25 protein-coding genes and 1 tRNA gene are annotated in these 18,182 nt (G+C 47.3%); 1 reads left to right on the top strand and 25 read right to left on the bottom strand.

The window, feature by feature from the left end; translation table 11 throughout:
• The 12 genes from HP567_RS16000 to HP567_RS15945 all read right to left on the bottom strand — a co-directional run bounded on the left by HP567_RS16000 (window position 1) and on the right by HP567_RS15945 (window position 7,366).
• Window positions 1–837, bottom strand: a complete 837-nt coding sequence (locus HP567_RS16000) for a heptaprenyl diphosphate synthase component 1 (protein ID WP_173609513.1) — start codon at window positions 835–837, stop codon at window positions 1–3.
• Window positions 838–962: 125 nt separating this feature from the next.
• Window positions 963–1,478, bottom strand: a complete 516-nt coding sequence (locus HP567_RS15995; RefSeq protein ID WP_088907225.1) for a hypothetical protein — start codon at window positions 1,476–1,478, stop codon at window positions 963–965.
• 76 nt (window positions 1,479–1,554) lie between these two features.
• Window positions 1,555–1,785: a trp RNA-binding attenuation protein MtrB gene (gene mtrB, locus HP567_RS15990; protein ID WP_047068979.1), complete on the bottom strand. Its 231-nt coding sequence runs from the start codon at window positions 1,783–1,785 to the stop codon at window positions 1,555–1,557.
• A gap of 37 nt (window positions 1,786–1,822) precedes the next feature.
• Window positions 1,823–2,533 (bottom strand): lytic transglycosylase domain-containing protein, encoded by a 711-nt coding sequence (locus HP567_RS15985; RefSeq protein ID WP_173609514.1) that lies wholly within the window; start codon window positions 2,531–2,533, stop codon window positions 1,823–1,825.
• A gap of 111 nt (window positions 2,534–2,644) precedes the next feature.
• Window positions 2,645–2,721 (bottom strand) — tRNA-Pro (locus tag HP567_RS15980).
• 69 nt (window positions 2,722–2,790) lie between these two features.
• Window positions 2,791–3,354: a GTP cyclohydrolase I FolE gene (folE, locus tag HP567_RS15975; RefSeq protein ID WP_173609515.1), complete on the bottom strand. Its 564-nt coding sequence runs from the start codon at window positions 3,352–3,354 to the stop codon at window positions 2,791–2,793.
• Window positions 3,355–3,590: 236 nt separating this feature from the next.
• Entirely contained in the window at window positions 3,591–3,863 is a 273-nt protein-coding gene (locus HP567_RS15970; RefSeq protein ID WP_005831316.1) for an HU family DNA-binding protein, read from the bottom strand.
• A gap of 237 nt (window positions 3,864–4,100) precedes the next feature.
• On the bottom strand, window positions 4,101–5,579 hold the full coding sequence (gene spoIVA / locus HP567_RS15965; RefSeq protein WP_047069484.1) for a stage IV sporulation protein A: 1,479 nt from the start codon (window positions 5,577–5,579) through the stop codon (window positions 4,101–4,103).
• A gap of 180 nt (window positions 5,580–5,759) precedes the next feature.
• Window positions 5,760–6,488 carry a hypothetical protein gene (locus HP567_RS15960; protein ID WP_173609516.1) on the bottom strand — a complete coding sequence of 243 codons (729 nt, stop codon included), beginning with the start codon at window positions 6,486–6,488 and terminating at the stop codon, window positions 5,760–5,762.
• Between the two features lie 16 nt (window positions 6,489–6,504).
• Window positions 6,505–6,852, bottom strand: coding sequence for a 2Fe-2S iron-sulfur cluster-binding protein (locus tag HP567_RS15955; protein ID WP_173609517.1), 348 nt, complete (start codon window positions 6,850–6,852; stop codon window positions 6,505–6,507).
• Window positions 6,853–6,868: 16 nt separating this feature from the next.
• Window positions 6,869–7,165: a 2Fe-2S iron-sulfur cluster-binding protein gene (locus HP567_RS15950; RefSeq protein ID WP_173609518.1), complete on the bottom strand. Its 297-nt coding sequence runs from the start codon at window positions 7,163–7,165 to the stop codon at window positions 6,869–6,871.
• A 12-nt stretch (window positions 7,166–7,177) separates the two neighbouring features.
• The gene (locus HP567_RS15945; protein WP_173609519.1) at window positions 7,178–7,366 is read right to left on the bottom strand and encodes a DUF2768 family protein; all 189 of its coding nucleotides are present in this window, start codon (window positions 7,364–7,366) and stop codon (window positions 7,178–7,180) included.
• A 133-nt stretch (window positions 7,367–7,499) separates the two neighbouring features.
• Between HP567_RS15945 and HP567_RS15940 the strand changes: the two genes are divergently transcribed.
• Complete coding sequence (locus tag HP567_RS15940) at window positions 7,500–7,985, top strand: hypothetical protein (RefSeq protein WP_173609520.1); 486 nt, start codon at window positions 7,500–7,502, stop codon at window positions 7,983–7,985.
• Window positions 7,986–8,105: 120 nt separating this feature from the next.
• Here HP567_RS15940 and HP567_RS15935 read toward each other — a convergent pair whose 3' ends face one another.
• From HP567_RS15935 to HP567_RS15875, 13 genes are all read right to left on the bottom strand, one after another.
• On the bottom strand, window positions 8,106–8,372 hold the full coding sequence (locus tag HP567_RS15935; protein WP_173609521.1) for a stage VI sporulation protein F: 267 nt from the start codon (window positions 8,370–8,372) through the stop codon (window positions 8,106–8,108).
• Between the two features lie 72 nt (window positions 8,373–8,444).
• Entirely contained in the window at window positions 8,445–9,497 is a 1,053-nt protein-coding gene (locus HP567_RS15930; protein WP_217367021.1) for an NAD(P)H-dependent glycerol-3-phosphate dehydrogenase, read from the bottom strand.
• Window positions 9,498–9,510: 13 nt separating this feature from the next.
• A complete protein-coding gene (gene plsY / locus HP567_RS15925; protein WP_173609522.1) occupies window positions 9,511–10,113 on the bottom strand; it encodes a glycerol-3-phosphate 1-O-acyltransferase PlsY in 603 nt (200 codons plus the stop codon).
• Between the two features lie 15 nt (window positions 10,114–10,128).
• Entirely contained in the window at window positions 10,129–11,442 is a 1,314-nt protein-coding gene (gene der / locus HP567_RS15920; RefSeq protein WP_173609833.1) for a ribosome biogenesis GTPase Der, read from the bottom strand.
• 54 nt (window positions 11,443–11,496) lie between these two features.
• On the bottom strand, window positions 11,497–11,679 hold the full coding sequence (locus tag HP567_RS15915) for a capping complex subunit for YIEGIA (protein ID WP_173609523.1): 183 nt from the start codon (window positions 11,677–11,679) through the stop codon (window positions 11,497–11,499).
• A 3-nt stretch (window positions 11,680–11,682) separates the two neighbouring features.
• Window positions 11,683–12,588, bottom strand: a complete 906-nt coding sequence (locus tag HP567_RS15910; RefSeq protein WP_173609524.1) for a YIEGIA family protein — start codon at window positions 12,586–12,588, stop codon at window positions 11,683–11,685.
• 7 nt (window positions 12,589–12,595) lie between these two features.
• Complete coding sequence (locus HP567_RS15905) at window positions 12,596–13,231, bottom strand: YphA family membrane protein (protein ID WP_173609525.1); 636 nt, start codon at window positions 13,229–13,231, stop codon at window positions 12,596–12,598.
• 83 nt (window positions 13,232–13,314) lie between these two features.
• The gene (gene fni / locus HP567_RS15900; protein ID WP_173609526.1) at window positions 13,315–14,367 is read right to left on the bottom strand and encodes a type 2 isopentenyl-diphosphate Delta-isomerase; all 1,053 of its coding nucleotides are present in this window, start codon (window positions 14,365–14,367) and stop codon (window positions 13,315–13,317) included.
• Between the two features lie 74 nt (window positions 14,368–14,441).
• Window positions 14,442–15,614 carry a 30S ribosomal protein S1 gene (gene rpsA / locus HP567_RS15895; protein WP_173609527.1) on the bottom strand — a complete coding sequence of 391 codons (1,173 nt, stop codon included), beginning with the start codon at window positions 15,612–15,614 and terminating at the stop codon, window positions 14,442–14,444.
• Window positions 15,615–15,799: 185 nt separating this feature from the next.
• Complete coding sequence (locus HP567_RS15890) at window positions 15,800–16,393, bottom strand: lysophospholipid acyltransferase family protein (RefSeq protein ID WP_173609528.1); 594 nt, start codon at window positions 16,391–16,393, stop codon at window positions 15,800–15,802.
• Window positions 16,390–17,061, bottom strand: coding sequence for a (d)CMP kinase (gene cmk / locus HP567_RS15885; protein ID WP_173609529.1), 672 nt, complete (start codon window positions 17,059–17,061; stop codon window positions 16,390–16,392). Before cmk ends, HP567_RS15890 begins: the two co-directional genes overlap by 4 nt.
• Before the next feature lie 210 nt (window positions 17,062–17,271).
• Window positions 17,272–17,463, bottom strand: a complete 192-nt coding sequence (locus tag HP567_RS15880) for a hypothetical protein (RefSeq protein WP_229088044.1) — start codon at window positions 17,461–17,463, stop codon at window positions 17,272–17,274.
• Window positions 17,464–17,479: 16 nt separating this feature from the next.
• A complete protein-coding gene (locus HP567_RS15875) occupies window positions 17,480–18,163 on the bottom strand; it encodes a flagellar brake protein (RefSeq protein WP_173609530.1) in 684 nt (227 codons plus the stop codon).
• Window positions 18,164–18,182: the final 19 nt, after the last annotated feature.

Genomic DNA, 18,182 nt, shown 5'->3' with positions numbered 1-18,182 from the left:
CTACATCTCCTCAATTACCTTCTTCAAGCGACTGATCCGATGGGAGTACCGTGCCGTAATGGATGCAAGCATATTCCGCGTCTCTGCCGGATGCAGCGTGCGCACCATTTGCTCGCATAAACCGATTAATTCGAGGGCTTTCCCCTCAACGCCAGACAAAACTTGCGCGAGTGTAGCCCCGGGTTTTTGCAGCAAAAAACGGGCAAAACCAAAAGGGACTTGTTCTTGCCATTTGAGCTGCTCCCACTCACCGATCACACTCTCTACCTTGGCTGTTTGCTTCATCAGATCGCTCCAGAAGCGACGGCGTTCAGTTGAATCGGCATACTCCTCTACAACAGCCACGTATAAGCCTGTATCAATCGTATTTCGCAATTCCCAGTACTCTTCATCTGATAAAGTCTTGCTATCTCGCCCAGCGATGTAAAGTCTCATTTTCGCTTCGTTCACTCGCTGAATGGCTGCCGACAACACTTGAATGGCTTGGATTTCACCGGCTGAAGCCAGAAGGTGATAATAGCGACTGCTGTAATAATCACCCGCAAGTACGGTCAGCTGTCGGTTTCGCTCCGCGCTCTGTGAGGAGTCGTACTCATTTTTTACGAGCTCATGCGTGTCCAGTCCCAATTGGACAAGCCCTGTTGCTGTACATAAAACCGAAGCCTTTTCCTTCGGCATGCCTTGTTCCAGCAAAAAAAGGTACAACAGCTCAAGACGATTTTCCGCCATGGAAGGAACGTCAACATAATGTTCTACATAGGAATGGGTGATTCTCTTGTAGATTTGTTCGATAATGGACCGAACCTCTTCTACATTCGGGGAAAGTTCTTTGCTCATGCGTCCTCCTCCACAAGCTGCACAACCTAAAGATGTCTGCCTGTTCCGTACTGTTCCTTACTCTTCGGTCTTCCTCTGCCGTCCGGTCAAAAGGCCGTCTCTACTATCATACCATACTTCTTCCATCAGGGACTAATTCGCTCATAAAAATACGGCTCGATTCGAATAGGAAATGTACTGCTTACAAAGGTCTGGATATCGGAAGGGTCGGTCAAAGGTTTGTCATGTCCTGCGAGATTTCCAGTTGTCGATTGTATGGCAATCAATAATCTCGATTCTTTTGGTGGATCCGTCTCCTCTAACAAGCGATAGTACACGGGCCCGACATTGTCTGCATAGGTACGCAAGTCGTATGTCAAACGGTAAAAATCCTGATAGACGGTATTTAACTCTACTTTTTCGGCAGGTTTCACCACAAAATCGACATAGATCGATGGGTTTTCCCATTTTATACGCTTAATATTATAATGTGTCGACATCCTTGTAAACAAATCAAGGGCATTTTGCTCACTTAAGTGAATGGCACGAGCTGACTGAAATGTCGGTATATCCGCTTGCATCCACTGGTTTGTGGGGACCAGCGACAGCATCAGAGCCAAGAAAGTGGAAACAGCAATCGCCATCAACAATTGGCGCGGCATAGACATCCCTCCTCTCCTCCATTGTACAAATAAAAAAAGCAGGCTATGCCTGCTTCTTAGCAAAACGACTTGCTCTTTATTCGGTCGTATCCACGACGCCATGCTGCGAGTAAATCACCGCTTTTCCTCGCACCTTAATTGCAGAGGTGTGCTCCGTAAATTGAAAAATCATGACTTCGCCTTTATCGAGCTTCTCTGTATGATGGAAACGCGTATCAGAACCTCTTGTTAATCCGATTACATGAACGCCATTTTCCTTCGCTTTGACTACGAAATAATCCTGATTGAATCCCGATGGTTGTGCCAATGTGTTTCCTCCTGACCAATACGGTATGCGCGTATGTCTAGTATGATGCCCCTTCCGACTCCAGACGGCTCATGATCTTGTCTACATAGCGCTGTGTCTCTTGCGGCAATTGGTCAAACTTCGCTTCTAACTCGTCATCACTGCTGATCCCCAGACGGCTCATCCGACCCGGACCAGCATTGTAAGCAGCAAGTGCTACTTTCACATCTCCATCATAACGATCCAAAAGCGACTTCAAATATTTTGTTCCACCTTCAAGGTTTTCATCAGGGTCGTATACATTGCGGACTTGCATGGCTTTTGCCGTATTATCCATCAGCTGCATCAAGCCCTTCGCCCCTGCACGCGATTCTACATTCGGATTGAAATTGGATTCGGCCCTGACGACCTCTCTCACCAGATCAACGTCCACTCCGATCGTTTTCGCTGTCTGATCAATCTTGTCCAAGATTTCCGGGGTAGGAACAGATGGCCCTTTTGCAAAAGACAGGGACTGCTCATTTTGAATATGGGTAGGAATCTTCCAGCTTCTGGATCCATCTAGTTTGGCCAAAATCTCCTGCGAACTGATTACCCGCTGGCCGGTTGTTGCTAACTGGGACTGCAAGATGTCCGAGAAGAGCCCCTCGTCTCCATACGAAAGCGAAGAGGCATCATAGGTTTGCGGCAATGTTTGCAAATATGGTTGAAGTGATACTGGCACCTTCATAGCATTGAACAACCCTTCCCTAGCTTGTCTACCTATCATTATAAAAAAGAAAGATCAGGAAGCCAATAGCAAAATGGTACTACTTGGGAGAGTATCCATTTCACATAAAAAAGAAGCCTCTGCTCAAGGCTTCTGATCATTATATGCAGATGGTCGGAATGCAGGGATTCGAACCCTGGACCTCACCCACCCCAAGGGTGCGCGCTACCGGGCTGCGCCACATCCCGACTGTACATCCGTACTATACAATATTTTACCTATAAAGTCAATATAATTTCCTTATTTTTGCATTCTGATTAACGCATCAAACTAATGACTTCTGCACGCGCAGCCGCATCTTTTTCAAACATACCGCGAACAGCAGAGGTGATCGTTTTCGAGCCTGGCTTTTTCACGCCACGCATCGTCATGCACATATGCTCTGCTTCTACTACCACAACGACGCCGTGCGGATCAAGCTTGCGCATAATCGCGTCAGCTACTGTTGCTGTAATTCTTTCCTGCAACTGCGGACGTTTTGCCACGGTATCAACCGCACGCGCGAGCTTGCTCAGTCCTACTACGCGGCCTCCACGAGGTACGTAAGCGACATGCGCTTTTCCGAAGAAGGGAACCAAGTGATGCTCACACATAGAGTAAAACGGAATGTCCTTTACTAATACCATTTCCTCATGATCTTCACTAAAGACAGTCTCGAAATACTGCTCTTCGTCTATATGCATGCCCTCAAATACTTCGGCGTACATTTTCGCAACTCGCTTAGGGGTATCCAGCACTCCTTCACGATCAGGATCATCCCCCACTGCCTCTAGGATCATGCGAACAGCTTGCTGTATTTTATCTAAGTCGACGTTCATCATTGTACCTCCTACGTAACGGCATACGCCTTGTTTCTCATCACTAAGGTCTGCCTGCTCCAAATCAGTGCCAGACTTAGTGCCTGCTCGCGATCAAAGCCAATCTTACCATATCGTTTTAAAAAAGACAAAAAGATATCCCAGAATTCTCATAGGCAAACTGTATGTAGATAGAAAAAAACCCACATTTTATCAATGTGGATTTTTTTATGTAAGTGCTTCGTTCTCAAAAGAAACAACTACTTGATGGAGTCTTTGAGTTGTTTACCTGGTTTAAACGCAGGTACTTTGCTGGAAGCGATTTCGATCTCTTCACCAGTTTGTGGGTTACGACCTTTACGAGCCGCACGTTCACGAACTTCGAAGTTACCAAAGCCGATCAGTTGGACTTTATCACCAGTTTTCAATGCATCTGCAATTGCGTCAAGAACTGCATCAACTGCTTTTGTTGCATCTTTCTTGGTGAGTTCTGTGGTTTCAGCCACTTTTGCAATCAGTTCTGTTTTGTTCATTTTATTCACCTCCCCTCAAAGAACACCAAGTCCTAGCTATTATTTTTCTTAACCGAAACGAAGCGTTTTATACACGATTGGTTGTTTTTACCGATCTGACAAGCTTATAGTAATACACCGATTTCTTAAATTCAAGCCCCTCCTGTCGAAATTGAACGAAATACAAGAAAAAAAGGCATCTCGTCATGTCAGATGCCTTCCCTATATTTGTTGTTTATAGGACTTTTGAACTATTTATTAGAGTATGATCGCTATCAGGCCACCCGATCCCTCGTTGATGATTCGACCCAAAGTCTCCTGTAATTTGTATCTGGCGTTGTCTGGCATCATGGTAATTTTTGCCTGAATCCCCTCTCTTACGATGGAATGGAGCGAGCGTCCAAAGATATCGGAGTTCCAGATGGATAGCGGGTCTTTGTCAAAATCTTGCATCAGATAGCGGACAAGTTCCTCACTCTGCTTCTCTGTTCCGATAATCGGAGCGAATTCAGACTCAACATCCACCCGGATCATGTGAATAGAGGGCGCTGTTGCTTTGAGTCTGACTCCAAAGCGCGGGCCCTGGCGGATTAGTTCAGGTTCGTCCAAGGTCATTTCATGCAACGACGGGGCTGCTATTCCGTAGCCCGTACTTCGGACCATGTGCAACGCTTCCGCTACCTGATCAAACTCGCGCTTGGCATGTGCGAATTCCTGCATGATTTTCAGCAAGTGATCTTTGCCATTTATTTCTACACCGACGATTTCCATCAAGATGCGGTCATACAGTTCATCTGGCGCGTAGAGGTCAATCTCAGCGATCCCTTGCCCCATGTGCATACCAGCAAGAGAGGCTCTCTCTACGAAGTCATAGTCATTGAAGAAGCCGACGACACGGTCCACATCGCGTAACCGGCGGATGTCCTGCACGGTCTCACGTACAGCTTCCTCGTAGTTCTGACGGAGCCAGTGCCCGTTTTCCAGCACCATAACCCAGCTTGGCAGATTGACATTTACTTCATGAACTGGGAATTCAAACAGGACTTCTCTCATAAGGAGCAAGATTTCCTGCTCTGTCATATGATCAACCGACAAGGCCACGACTGGTACATCGTATTTTTCCTGAAGCTGGACACGAAGGTTTTGTGCTTCGTCGGAGCGCGGACGCGTCGAGTTGACAACGATCACGAACGGTTTTCCGACTTCCTTCAGCTCGTTTACAACCCGCTCCTCTGCATCGATGTATCCTACACGCGGGATTTCCGCGATGCTGCCATCCGTTGTCACAACGATCCCGATGGTTGAGTGTTCTTGGATAACCTTGCGTGTTCCGACTTCGGCCGCTTCCTCAAATGGTACAGGCTCTTCATACCACGGTGTATTTACCATTCTTGGACCATTGTCGTCTTCGAAGCCCTTTGCCCCTTGCACCGTATAGCCAACGCAGTCAACGAGGCGGACATTGATGCTGAGTCCTTCTGTCACATGTACGTTAACTGCCTGATTCGGAACAAATTTGGGTTCGGTTGTCATGATTGTTCGTCCTGAAGCGCTCTGCGGCAACTCGTCTGTCGCTCGAATCCGCTCCGCTTCAGAGTTGATATTCGGGATGACAACTTGCTCCATAAACCGTTTGATAAAGGTCGACTTTCCCGTACGAACAGGGCCTACCACTCCGAGGTAGATGTCTCCGCCCGTCCGCTCGGCAATGTCTTTAAAGATGTCGACTCGTTCCACCATCGATGACCTCCTTCTATTTGTCTATTTTTACACTATGACCGATTTTCCGAATTATCCCTGACCGCCAGTATTTTCGTAGGGAATCTCGTACTAGTTTTGTGGACAGTACAAATATATGTATTTTTGCGTTAACTAGAACAAAAAAAACGACCCTGATGAGAGTCGTTTTTCACGAAGTTAATTTAGTTTGAGAAGCTGTGGTTCACCATTGACCATTTCATATGGGAACGATTTTGCGGGCACGAACATGGAATTGCGCGCCAGCACGTATCTCGGGTCTGTTTTTTCCGGCACGGTTACTTTTGTATCCCGAAGTAATTGCGCGATATCCGAAGCATAATCAATCCCGACTTGTCCTTCAGCGTTCATGACCAGCGGCAACAAGTAAGTCCCCATCGTGGACGGCACCTGCCACGCTTTTAAGCCGAGCCGCTCGTGATCGATGGAATAGTATCCATTCCCCAAGTCTGCGAGTACAGGCAGCTTTTCGAAATGTCCCTTGTAACGGTCTACTTCGCTCTGTACATCCGCTACAGTACTGACAGCTGTCAAATGAATGAGCTTCACTGTTGGCTTAGTTTCCACATCAATCAGTACGTACTTGTACACGCCACCTTTTTCAAATGCGTTCCCAGGTACATCCGGCATGTATTTTGGGATCATCTTGCGGAAATCAATCTCGTATTTTTCAAAAATAGGAGTATCGAGCGATTTGGTTACGATTGGCAACACTGCTGTGTCTTTTTGAAATTGCTCAATCGCTTTTTGTGTTGCTTCTACAAAAAAGGTACTCGGAATTTGATTCTCTGCTCTGCGCTCATCCGGATACAAGCATCCAGATAAAAGGGAAGACAGAATCGTCAAACTGATCACAAGCTTGAACGATTTTCGCCACGATTGCCACATCTTATGTACACACCTCTTATATCCCATCTTCATTTTCTTTGCGTTGTCGCTCGAGTGCAGCCGCTACCACTGATTTCAGCTTACTTTCTGGAATCCTGACCGTACAATCCTTTTCTGTCGTTTTTGCCTGACAGGCCAAACGAATCCCTTTCGCCAGATCCTTTTCAGGCAGCTTGCGCTTTTCCAGCGCTGTTGGCGGGCACAGCAGGCCATTCTCAACGACCACGCGGCACATTAGACAAGATGCGTGTCCACCGCATCTCTGCGGGATTACGACGCGAGCTGACGAAGCTACACCGACCAAGGTTTGCCCTGTCCGCGCCTTCACACTTTTCTTGCTCGGGAGAAAGGTTACTTTCCCCATTTCGTCACTTCCTTTACTAGTACGGCCGATGAGCTACCTTGACTGTTCCTGATGAAACAACCTTCGTCTGGCAGCCTAATCTGTAGCCTTCTGCGCGTTCAGCTTTTCTCAATCTCAGTTTTTCTTCTGGTGTCACTTCGTTTAAGTGCTCCGCACCTTCTAAAACATGTGTACGGCATTGTGCACATACCCCTCTTTGGCATGCATGGCCCCACACGATGTTGTTCTTTTTTGCAAGAGCAACAATCGATTGATTCAACTCGATCAAGACTTCATGACTGCCTGCACGAGTAAGTAGTGTGATTGTTGACATTTTTCATCCTCCCTAGACAAAAATCACAATCAAAATCATGACAAGCACGACGAGTAATAGTAAGAATGCGATGGTCTTCACAAGGAACCGCAAAAACCCATTACTTATTTTTCTGGCAAAGATCATAAGTAAATTGCAGACGAACATGAGCCCAATGGCGATTAAGGAAATGTTCATCTTTGTCATAGGATCAATATACATCGGGACTGCAGCATCCTTTGCATTTTTGCTTTATTATACCATAATTCCCCCTCATCGTCTGACGCTTGCGAACCTAATACTAGACATTCGCATAGACTATCGTGATGAATTCGCCCATTGGAGGGATGAAACGTTGAGTAATAAAGTAAGTAATCGAAAATGGCGGAATCCATATGCGCCTATACCCAGCAAAAAATTAAGCGACCAAGTCGAGAATGTCTCCCTTTCCATTTCACCGAAAAGAATCCTGCCCGCCGTTGATTTGCGCACCTCTGTTACGAAAATGCGCCATAACATCAAAGGGATCGGGAGCACGATTCGGCAGGTAGAAGACACGATGGATTCGTTGTACGGGGCGATGGAGATGATTGAGAACCTCGGAAAACGCACGCCTGAGCCAGAGGTCGTTGCCGAAAAGCCTGCTGCTGCTGGCAAACGCAAAGCTGCTCCAGAGCCACAAAAGGCTGCAGAAACAACAACACCGCCGGAATCAGGCTTAGGCAACCTATTGGCCAATATAGATATCGGGCAATTACTGGGGCTCCTGCAATCCCCCTTGGTCCAGAACCTGATTACACAGGTAAGCAGCAACTCCAAAGAACGAAAAAAAGAGGGATAAGATCCCTCTTTTTTTCTTGCAATCTGTAGGTCAGCCATGTCCCTGTAGAGCCATGATTGTTCCTAGTCTTACTGTATGACGGTTTTTGTTGCAGGTAACGGGCATAATCGCCCATTTCTCTTATTTGAGCAGCTTGGTCAAGGTGGACATGTCATTGAGGTTGATTTCCTGATTGCGAAACATTTCAATGACCTTATCCTCCTTTTCAGGAGTTAATTGCTTGCCACTAAGGGTAGCGAGCGTGCGAATGATTTGCCGCAGCTTGGTCTCGTCTTCAAAGTCACTACGCTTGACCTGACCAGCAAGTGAGCGAAGCTTTTCTTCATCAACATTTTCCGTTGCTTTTCCTTGCAAACGCTCAAAAAGTCGTTTCGACATATTATTCATATGAAATCTCCTCCTGCACATGGGCTTTCACCCTATCGTATGTGCAGAAGCCTAAATCGGTGATACATGATTTTATTCCGCATCGGGATTGAGGAACGCCATTTCAAAGGTTTTTCCGCGCCCCATCAATTCTTCCACGCCTTGACGAGCTTCTTTTCCTTCAAACAGCATGCCATATAGAACCGAGGTGATTGGCATTTCAACTTGCTCGCGTTGCGATAAGGAAAAGGCTGCATTTGTCGTGCGAACGCCTTCGACGACCATACCCATCTGTGCCAGTACGTCATCGAGTTTTTTTCCTTGTCCGAGCATATAGCCTGCGCGCCAGTTTCGGCTGTGTTTACTCGTGCATGTGGCAATCAAATCGCCAACACCAGCAAGGCCCGAAAACGTTAGCGGCTTAGCGCCGAGCTTGATACCAAGACGGCTTATTTCTGCCAAGCCTCGGGTCAACAGGGCTGCCTTAGCGTTGTCCCCATACCCTAAACCATCAGACATCCCTGCACCAAGTGCAATGATGTTCTTCAACGCTCCGGCGATCTCAGCGCCAATCAAGTCCGGATTGGTATACACACGAAAATTCGTATTCATCAGCAGATCCTGAGAGCGCAGCATGCTTTCTTCGGATTCAGACGCCATCACAACTGTCGTTGGTTGCCGTTTGACTACTTCCTCAGCATGGCTCGGTCCTGACAGCACAGCCAATCTGGACGCAATCTCTTTCGGTACCTCTTCCGCAATGACTTCTGACATTCGCTTCAGGCTTTCCAGTTCAAAGCCTTTTGTCGCATGAATCAAAAGTACATCCGGTTCCAGGTACGGAGCTACTTGCTGACAGATTTGGCGCATGGCATGGGAAGGAACAACGAGAAGAACAATGCGCTTGCCAACGACAGCCTCTTGAATATTGGTGGTTGCAACAATGTTGGCCGAAAGCTTTTCTCCCGGCAGGTACTTCTCATTCACATGCTTGCTGTTTATTTCTTCTGCCAGCTTTTTATCCCGTACCCAAAGCGTAACCTGATGCCCATTGTCCGCCAAGACTGTAGCAAGTGCCGTTCCCCAGCTTCCAGCACCAATCACCGTAACATTTTGAATCAATACGTCCCCCTCCACTTTTCTCATGTCCGTTCGTACATTATCCCAGCTTCCGGTTGGACTTGTCTCCTAGTTTCCGTTCGTTTCCTGCAAGAAGATTGCGGATATTATTATAATGACGAATGTAAGCAAAGATTGCGATCGCCAAGCTCGCCCAAACAAAGGAGATAGGTTTGTCCAACAAGTAAAGGGTGAATGGAATAACCGTTACGATCACCAATGATCCTAATGAAACAAAGCGAGTGATCGCAATGACTACGACAGCCAACACGGCAGCGATCAAAAATGCCAAGGGAGAAAACCCTAACACGACACCTAGCGTGGTCGCAATGCCTTTCCCTCCACGGAATCCAAAAAAGATCGGCCAATTGTGACCCGCGATAACAAACAGGCCTGCCACCGCGTATGCTGCCGGGTCCCCCGTCATCAGGTGAGTCAGTCCCATCGCAGCTATTCCTTTTAGTGCATCAAGAAGGAGAACGGCAATGCCGGGGCCTTTACCTAACACCCTGAGGGTATTGGTTGCACCGGCATTTCCGCTGCCATGAGAACGAATGTCAATTCCTGCGACTTTTTTGGCGATAAGATAGCTAAAGCTAATAGAACCGATTAAATAGCTAAGCACCCAGGATAATAACACCATGGCGTTTTTCTCTCCCTACGTTTTTTTCCGTGTCCAGATTCTAACTGGTGTGCCTTCAAATACAAAGGCTTCACGGATCTTGTTCTCTATGTAACGTTCATAGGAAAAGTGCATGAGTTCCGGATCGTTCACAAACAGAATGAACGTCGGTGGTTTCACTGTTGCTTGTGTCGCATAGTTGATCTTCAAGCGTTTGCCGCGATCAGATGGTGGAGGTGTACGAATCGTCGCATCGGTTACCAAGTCATTGAGAACCGCGGTAGGAATGCGCATCGCATGTGCTTGAGCTACTTCATTGACCTTCGGTAGAATCGTATGGACACGTTGCTTCGATTTTGCAGACACATACAAAATCGGAGCATAATCCAGGTATTTAAACTCTTCGCGGATCAATTCTGTGAAGCGTTGCATCGTTTTGTCGTCTTTTTCAATCGCATCCCATTTGTTCACGATAATAATGACACCACGGCCAGCCTCATGTGCATAACCCGCGATTTTCTTGTCTTGCTCGATAATGCCTTCTTCCCCGTTAATGACAACAAGAACGACATCGGAATCTTCAATGGAACGCATGGCACGCATCACACTGTATTTTTCCGTTGTTTCATACACTTTTCCACGCTTGCGCATACCTGCCGTGTCTACGAGAATGTAGCTTTGGTCATCACGCTCAAATGGCGTGTCGATCGCATCACGGGTCGTTCCGGCAACATCACTGACAATGACTCGCTCTTCACCTAGAATCGCATTCGTCAAGGAAGACTTCCCGACGTTTGGACGACCGATGATGGATACACGAATGACATCATCTCTTTTCTCTTCGTCATCCTCTGCTGGGAAATGCTGAACCACTTCTTCCAGCATATCGCCCAAGCCAAGACCATGGCTACCCGAGACAGGGAATGGCTCGCCCAAGCCCAGGGAATAAAAATCGTAAATATCCGCACGCATTTCCGGATTATCCGCTTTGTTCACCGCGAGTACGACAGGTTTTCCTGTCCGATTCAGCATTCGTGCCAGTTCAACGTCCGCATCTGTCACACCTGTACGGCTATCTGCAATCATAATGATGACATCTGCTTCGTCAATCGCAAGCTCTGCCTGGTAACGCATCTGTGTAAGAATCTCGTCGGTCTCGCCAAACTCAATTCCACCGGTATCAATCACATGGAAAGTATGAGTTAACCATTCACCTTTCCCGTACAGGCGGTCACGGGTTACTCCCGGCATATCCTCCACGATCGCGACTCGTTCGCCAATCAATCTGTTAAAAATCGTGGATTTCCCCACGTTGGGTCTCCCCACAATGGCTACCACTGGTAATCCCATAATCAACAACACTCTCTCTCATTTTACGTTTTGACTAGCTAATCATACCATACACTACTTATGCCGAACAATGATAAGGGTATCGGCGCTTACTTCATGCACCATCCCGTCTAGTATCTTTTCCAGCGTGAAGGCTGTTTGTTGCATCTTCTCGGTAGTAGACTCGATAAAAATCGGCACACCACCCGCTATCCTGTCTTTGTTCGTGGTAATCACCGCCAAGATTACTCCTGTCATGGCCTACAGCTCCTTTTTCACGATTCTAGTCTTCGTTGGCATTCGGAAGACGCTTTCGAGAATCGGGACTGCACGAATGACGGACGTTGCACGTTCCACATCTTTTTCTTGCGGCAATAAAAATACACCCAGTCTCCCTGACTTTATATCACGTTTTACCAAAGGTGTTAGCGATGGCTCTCCCGTATCTGTATATACGCCGAGTTGCGTCGCAACATCGTGCAAAATTGCTTGCCGCTGACCTGGATGGGCAATCGTGACCTTGGCATTGGCATCCCTCGGTGTCAGAACAAAGCCCACGCCTTGCTCGCGTATGATCTCTTGGGCATTTGCCAACCCGACGTTCATGATGTAAATGTCGTTCACATACAAGTCTCTTCCTTCCATTCTCACTTCTCCCGGCTCGATCTCTGCAATCAGCGATAATGTTTTTCCAGAGCGCAGCTTGCGAGAAATCAATAAGGCGATGACACCTGCAATGACACCCCCCCACCAATGAAAGAGAATGGTCGCCGTCGTTGTCACCAATGAGGTAAACATGACCATGTAATTGCGTCCTTCAAACACCATGGCAATCCCTTCGATATAGGGGCCTCCACGGGGAACCAGCTCCTGTTTATCGATCTCGTTGAGCGTAGTGCGTTCCATGTTCCTGACATCACGGAATTGTTGAGCAGCCAACGTCAAAAATGTGACTGCCGTGTAATTCTCCTTGAGCAGCGCAGGCATCGCTAACGCTCCGAGCGCGGATGCGATCACCCCTAGTGAAACGTGAATAATTTTTCCGTGCGGATAAGTTGGATATTGTCGATAATCCGTGCGCAAAAGATGAATCCGGCACATAATGCCGAATAGGAAACCGAGAACTAACGGAAAAACATAATCATAAGCTAGCAATCCCTTCAACACCCTAGCGTCACCTACCCGTATCGGAATGAGAAGACTCTGTTTCAGTTCTACCAAGGATACGACGAATCGCAGACCAGACTATGCTGACGAGAGCCCATAGAGATAGGCTACTCCACATCAAATCTTGCGCATACTCCGATCCCCAATGACAGGAACCCGACAATTTCCAAAAATATAGCGAATGTATCGCATCTGCGAGAGGCATTGCGAGCATAAGCTGAAACAGCTGTCCCAGATTTGTTCTGCTCATCAAAAAAATCGTACTGACTCCAACAGCGGGTACGATGATCCTCTCATCCCAAAACAGCAAGATCGGATCGGTAAAAAACAGCCAGCGCAGCCAAAATAGCAAAAGAGCCGTTGCCAGCGCACTCAGCACGTACAATCTGCGTATTTTGGACGTGAGCTTGGTGTAAAGGAAAATGCTTGCGATCAGTGGCAATATCGTTCCACTCAGACTAACTTGAATGGGGGCAAAGTAGATTTCCCAGCTAACAAACGTACAAATTAAAAATGCGCTGATCACTGCGAGCACTCGTCTGCGTTCCATCTTCATGTTTCGTAGCTGAAAGTCAAAGCTTCCCATCCATACAAGACACAGCAAAGACCACTGAATAAGGATCGCAACGGTTCCCTCGTTCATGTTCATCTCCTCAAAATGATGGTTGTCTCCCCAAAGTATGCCTCAACCAAGGAAATTTCATGAATCGAATGCTCGTCCACTACTTAACGTTGCGCCAGTTCCTCTAATTGCATGTGACGAAGCTTAGCTCTCTCTGCTGTTTTACCCGTGATCATTACAGGAGTACAAACGGCCTCAGCCAGACCTTTCATTCCTAGTGCGGTCATCGCCACACGAATTTGATGATGCCATCTGTCGACGGTAGACAAGCACTCTTCCAGAGATTCGCGTTGAACCAGACGCAGCATTGCCCCTGCCATTCCAACAGCGGACGCACCTAAAGAAGCTGCTTTGACAACATCGAGTCCATGACGAACACCACCAGTTGCTATGTACGACATTCCTGAATGACCGATAGCATTCGCTTCCAGTAAGCTCTCCACCGTCGTAAATCCCCAATCCTCGAACATGACCTGAGGTTGATCACTTCGCATATTTTCGACCTGAGCAAAATTTGTTCCGCCTCTTCCACCCACATCGATTGTTCTGATTCCGATTCCTATGAGCTTCTCGATTGATTCCTTCGCCATTCCAAAACCGACTTCTTTGACAATAACCGGCACATCCAGACTCTCCCTGATTGCTTGTATCCGCTCAAGATAGCCGCGAAAATCCCGGTCCCCCTCAGGCATCAGCAGCTCTTGCATGACATTCAGATGGATTTGCAGTCCGTTCGCTTCAATCATCTCCACAGCTGCTATTGCCTGCTCCACTGTTGCCTCTGCCCCTACATTTGCAAACAAGATCCCCTGTGGATGTTCCCTTCTGACAATCCGATAGCTATCCATAACATCTGGATCACGCAGAGCGGCCATTTGTGAGCCAACAGCCATAGCCAGATTTCGTTCTCTCGCAATGATCGCCAGTTTTTGATTGATCTGCGTAGTCCCACCAGCTCCACCCGTCATCGCATTAATTATTATCGGTGAGGAGAGTCGCAAAGATGCGATCTCGGTGTCCAGTGAGGTTTCAGCATACGCTGCATTCGGCAAGCTGTTCGGAACAAAGCTAACATCATCAAAGCTATTCGCACTATCTTCCCCGGTGACAAGAGCGTTTCGAATATGGTCCAGTTTTCTAATCGAACGACGATCCATTGTACCCCTCCTAGCTTTCACTCCCAGAAAAAAGGGATACGCCAGAGCGTATCCCCATGAATCCTACTTTTATCTTACTTAAACTTGTCTTTCAGATCACCGAACAACTCGCCCAATGTCACTCCCATTGGTTGGTTGTTTTCCTGCGTGAATTGTTGCTGTTCACGCTTGCTCGCGCGTTCTGCCTGCTCCACACGGTCTTCTTCGACTGCACGGATACTCAGGCTAATACGCTGTTCTTGTGGAACAACATCCAAAACCTTCACCTGTACTTCTTGGCCCTCTTTCAGCACCTCACTCGGTGTATTCACCCGGCGATTTGCAATCTGGGAGATGTGTACGAGGCCTTCGATTCCAGGAGCCAGCTCAATAAATGCACCGAAGGACACCAAACGTTTTACCGTTCCATTCAAAATAGAGCCCGCTTTGAAATCTTCTGCAACGCTCGCCCATGGACCTGCTTGCGTTTCCTTAATGCTAAGGCCAATGCGCTCGTTTTCGCGGTCAATTTTGAGGACCTTCACTTGTACTTTGTCGCCTTCCTTCACAACATCGGACGGCTTATCTACACGGTTCCAAGCAAGTTCAGATACGTGAACCAATCCATCAACACCACCGATATCCACGAATACGCCGAAATCGGTCATGCGCTGAACCGTTCCCTCCAATACTTGACCCACTTGGATTTTATCCATAATGGATTGCTTTTGCACTTTTGCTTCGTCTTCCAAAACCGCTTTGTGGGACAGGATGACTTTATTCTTTTCCTTATCCATTTCTACTACTTTCAAAGCCAATGTTTTGCCTTTGTAATCAGAGAAATCTTCAACGAAATGACGCTCTACCATGGAAGCCGGAATGAAGCCGCGAACGCCTACATCAACAACAAGGCCGCCCTTCACTACTTCTTTCACGGTCGCTTCAATGATTTCACCCGCTTGCATTTTTTGCTCAAGATCAGACCACGAGGATTCCATCGCTACTGCTTTCTTGGAAACAACGAGCTCTTCTTTCTCATCGTTTAGCTTGATGACTTTCACTTCGAAAGTATCACCAACCGCTACTACATCAGATACCTTTTCAACATGCAGTGGAGACAGTTCGCTGATAGGAATCAGACCATCGTACTTGTAGCCTAGATCTACAAGCGCTTGTTTGTCCTCAACTTTTGTTACGGTTGCTTTTACGACATCTCCTACAGAAATGGTTGTTGCATCCGTCAAGCTTACGTTCGTTTCTTCCATCATTCAAAAGACCTCCTTAATACCATCCAGTCCCAAACATCTATGTACAGGTTGTGTACAACCTCACTACACGAAGCGGGAGCATGTATATTTTTAACTGTCGCCTGATGGCTGGCAGTTAGTACTGATGAAGCCAGTAAGTTCCAGCAGATTTAGTATTCGTCCCTTTAGCAATTCTATACCGTTTGCTAAGAGAGATGCTGGTTTCGTAATTGCTTGATGTGCTCCATAATCAGATCGCTCGTTTCCTTCAACGTATCAGCGCTTGCTTTGGCCTCGCGCAGTTGAGTCAGATCGATCGGTTTACCGTAAACGATCTTAATGGAACGAAACGGTCGATATGGCCCGATAATGGCAACCGGAATGACCGCAGCTTCTGATTTGAGCGCGAACATTGCCACACCCGGCATCGCTTCCCCTGGTTCCCCTGTTTTGCTGCGGGTTCCCTCAGGAAAGATTCCAAAGATTTTTCCATCTTCAAGCAATTTGAGAGTCGTACGAATGGCCGCACGATCTCCTGCACCCCGTTTGACCGGAAATGCACCGAATTTGGTAATGAGAAAGGATAAGACCGGAATTTTGAACAGCTCTTCTTTGGCCATGAAATGAACCTGACGCTCGATGCCACCCCCGAGAAGAGGTGGATCCCACAAAGAAATGTGGTTAGCACAAAGGATCACTGGGCCTTCCTTAGGTATATGTTCACGCCCGATCACTTGCCAACGAAAGACAAGCGAAAAAATGATGCGAAAAAAACCTCTGAATAGACGATAGTAACTCAATGGGTTGACTCTCCCGTTCGCTCGCAGATTTGCAAGATGCGATCGACCACCTGATCAATGGTCATTCCTGTTGTGTCTACCAAAACGGCATCTTCCGCCTGACGCAACGGTGCGACTTCTCTCTGCATGTCCCGTCGATCTCGCTCTTCGATTTCTTTTTCCAGCTCAGCCAAGTCTGTCTGGGTACCTTTTGCGAGTAGTTCCTTCCAGCGGCGTTCTGCACGCTCTTGGATGGAGGCCGTCAGAAATATCTTCACATCAGCATCAGGCAAAACATGGGTACCGATATCTCTGCCGTCCATGACGACATTGCCTTGGGTTGCCAAGCGTCGCTGGAGCACAAGCATTTGTTCACGGACGGAACCGTAGCTCGCTACAATGGAGGCGTACTGGCTCACTTCTGTGGAACGGATCCAGCTCGTGACATCGATTTCATTCCAGTATACATGTTGCTGTCCGTTTTCCCGAATCAGTTGAATCTTGTTTTTTTGCAAAAGTTCGGAAACTGCAGACTCGTCGCTGATAGGGAGCTGATGGTGGTGGACTGCCCAAGCAAGGGCACGATACATGGCACCCGTGTCAATGTACACGTATTCCAGTTGTCCCGCTACTTTTTGGGCGACAGTACTTTTGCCTGCTCCCGCTGGTCCATCAATGGCAATGTTCATTACTTCTCACCTGCTATGTACGTTAGTTCGGATGGGAATAAAACAAGAAAAGCTTCTGTCGAAGCCCTTTCCCATTCTTTGTGTGATGAAAAACGATATTGCGTTTTTCGAATTTGGCTGTGACCACTAGCGGTCTACAAAAAAAACGATCCAAGACCGTTTTCTATGTTATCTATAATAGTACCATAGTATGGAAGCATGCGCAAACCTTTAGGGCTCTCTGGACACGCCTTCCAAGCGCTCTGTTTCGATTAATACTAGTCTAGCGGGTACGTACTGAATGAGGACCTCGCCTATGGTCAGTACAATCGCACATACGACAATTCCAATCATGATGCCTTTTTCTACCCGTTTGGAAAAGCTCCGAAAACGATCGTTGTACTGACTGGTCAATAGGGTCACTTCCTCTGATGAAGCGTCAATCTACAACGCCTTTTTTGCGAAGCTCTAGCTGTCTCTCGTAACACGCTCTAACCACTTTTGCCCGATCTTGCTCGCTGATTTGGGTGAACTTACCCGAAATCCATTGGTGCAAACCTTTTTCTTCCGCCGGTTTTTGTCTGACGATTTCCATCTCAACAAAAGCATGTTGAACCTGTCCATTTTTACTTGGAAGGGAAATCCAGACGTGCAAGTTGTCTTTTTCCTTCAAATGATAGCTTTCCTCACAGCTAAAAGACAGCCCACCACCACTGATATCTAACGTTCGTGCTAGAAAATGATAGCGTCGAATCGGATCATCCAGTTTGACTGCGATGTCTAACGTAGTGTCAATTCTCAAGTAGTTTCGTCGCTGTGTGCGCACAATCTCCTCTTTAGCCGGCAGTTGCAGAAGCAGTACAGGAATGTGATTGTTTTCCCTGCCGATAATTGCAGAGCGAAATTCATAGCGTGAGCCATCCTCGCCAACATACCAAACCAAGCATGGTGTCCCTGGTTGAAATACCCCAGTCCGTCCAGTGTTTTCGCTGGTTGGCAGCTCGATGGAAGCTACATCATCCTTCAAATCGGCCACACGGCTTTTGAAAGTTTGCAGCTCCGTTTCTTCTGAGGAACTCGTGAAGTTTAGTCTTATTGTTTGTCCTATTCGTGGAAGCATCATAAAGTAACTGTTCCTCCCC

Source organism: Brevibacillus sp. M2.1A, assembly GCF_013284355.2.
Lineage (GTDB): Bacteria > Bacillota > Bacilli > Brevibacillales > Brevibacillaceae > Brevibacillus.
Note: the sequence above shows the minus strand (reverse complement) of the source record. Positions and strands in the feature narration are given on the sequence as shown.